Genomic DNA, 1,988 nt, shown 5'->3' on the forward strand with positions numbered 1-1,988 from the left:
GCCAGCTAACTTTGTTATATCTAGCGCTACTACTTTAACAGTTTCTCAATCATAACAAAGATTTTGTGTTCCGACGTTTACATTGCTTAGTGTATTGTATCGATATAATTGTACTTATAACATGCATGCAGTACGATAAAATCATTAAATCTTGCATCCAGTCAATCAACAGAACTGGAAAATATATATGTATAAATCTGAGTCAGAATAGATGACACAAAAGCCTATTGATCTAAAAGGCAGTAGTTTTACTTTATCAGTTATTCATCTTTATGATGCGTCGCCAGAAGAAATTAGTCGGGCAATACAAGAAAAAGTAAAACAAGCACCTCAATTACTACAAAATGCGCCGGTTATTATCAATGTTGCTAGTCTTGACAGAGAATGTAATTGGATAGAGTTGTCCCAGGCGGTATTAGCAACGGGGCTACATGTAGTCGCGGTTAGCGGCTGTAACGATTCTACCCTAAAAAATAAAATTATTCGTAGCGGACTGCCGTTGCTGAACGAAGGCAAAGCATTTAAGTCAGAACAATCTACATTATCTCTTGTTAAAACACGACTTATTAATACTCCGGTACGTTCTGGACAACAGATTTATGCGCGCAACAGTGATTTAATTATAATAAATAGCGTAAGCGCAGGTGCAGAACTAATTGCAGATGGTCATATTCATATTTATGGCATGATGCGGGGTCATGCGTTAGCCGGGGCATCGGGAGACGGAGAGTGTCAAATTTTCTGCAGCAATCTATCACCAGAACTAGTCTCTATTGCCGGGGAATATTGGCTCAGCGATCAAATACCAGCAGAGTTTTCAGGTAAAGCTGGGCGTATTTACCTGCACTACGGTGCACTTTCCATTAAACCTTTAATCCCTTGACAAAGGAATCATTTTATGGCACGCATTATAGTTGTTACTTCAGGTAAAGGGGGCGTTGGTAAAACCACATCTAGCGCAGCTATTGCTACTGGTTTAGCACGTAAAAAGAAAAAAACAGTGGTGATAGATTTTGATATTGGTTTACGAAACCTAGATTTAATTATGGGTTGCGAACGTAGAGTCGTGTATGACTTCGTTAATGTTATCCAAGGTGATGCGACTATTAATCAGGCGCTAATAAAAGATAAACGTACCGAAAATCTTTATATTTTACCGGCATCTCAGACACGTGATAAAGACGTACTTACTCGTTCTTGCGTGGAAACAGTACTAAAGAATTTGAATGACATGGGTTTCGACTTCATGGTATGTGATTCACCAGCGGGAATTGAAAATGGTGCATTAATGGCGCTTTACTTTGCCGATGAAGCTATTATTACCACTAATCCAGAAGTATCATCGGTCCGGGACTCAGATCGTATCTTAGGTATTTTGTCTTCTAAATCTCGCCGCGCAGAACAAAATATGGCTCCAATTAAGGAGCACTTGTTGCTAACGCGCTACGATCCTGGTCGAGTTAACCGTGGTGATATGCTAAGTATGGAAGACGTAATAGACATACTAAGAATACCGCTGGTAGGTGTGATACCGGAAGATTCGTCAGTTTTACGTTCCTCTAATCAAGGTCATCCGGTGATTCTCGATACAGAGTCTGATGCTGGGCAGGCCTATTCTGATATGGTTGATCGCCTGTTAGGATATGAACGTCCCTTACGCTTTATTGAAGAAGAGAATAAGGGATTTCTGAAACGCCTTTTTGGTGGATAAATTATGGAATTATTAAATTGTTTTCTATCTCGTAAACAAACCACCGCAAAAATAGCTAAGGAAAGATTACAAATTATCGTTGCGGAGCAACGACGAAGCGGTAAAACACCCAATTACCTGCCACAGCTAAAATGCGATTTGCTTAAAGTACTTTGTAAATATATCTCAAGTTCTCCAGAGTTACTTTCTGTGCAGCTAGAAATTAAGAAGGGTGATATTTCTCTCCTAGAGGTTAACGTGATGCTACCGGAAGCCAAAGTAAGATATCAACATAAAT

General features: G+C 39.5%; 3 protein-coding genes. All 3 read left to right on the top strand.

Annotated elements, in window-relative coordinates; translation table 11 throughout:
* Positions 1 to 211 precede the first annotated feature (211 nt).
* Positions 212 to 883 carry a septum site-determining protein MinC gene (minC, locus tag CEX73_RS01720; protein ID WP_101626878.1) on the top strand — a complete coding sequence of 224 codons (672 nt, stop codon included), beginning with the start codon at positions 212 to 214 and terminating at the stop codon, positions 881 to 883.
* A 15-nt stretch (positions 884 to 898) separates the two neighbouring features.
* On the top strand, positions 899 to 1,711 hold the full coding sequence (gene minD, locus CEX73_RS01725) for a septum site-determining protein MinD (RefSeq protein WP_101626879.1): 813 nt from the start codon (positions 899 to 901) through the stop codon (positions 1,709 to 1,711).
* Between the two features lie 3 nt (positions 1,712 to 1,714).
* Positions 1,715 to 1,988 (top strand): cell division topological specificity factor MinE (minE, locus tag CEX73_RS01730; protein WP_101626880.1); only part of this gene is annotated, 274 nt, incomplete at its 3' end.

Origin of the sequence: Candidatus Palibaumannia cicadellinicola (genome assembly GCF_002855795.1) — a bacterium.
In the GTDB taxonomy this organism is placed as follows: Bacteria; Pseudomonadota; Gammaproteobacteria; order Enterobacterales; family Enterobacteriaceae; genus Baumannia; species Baumannia cicadellinicola_C.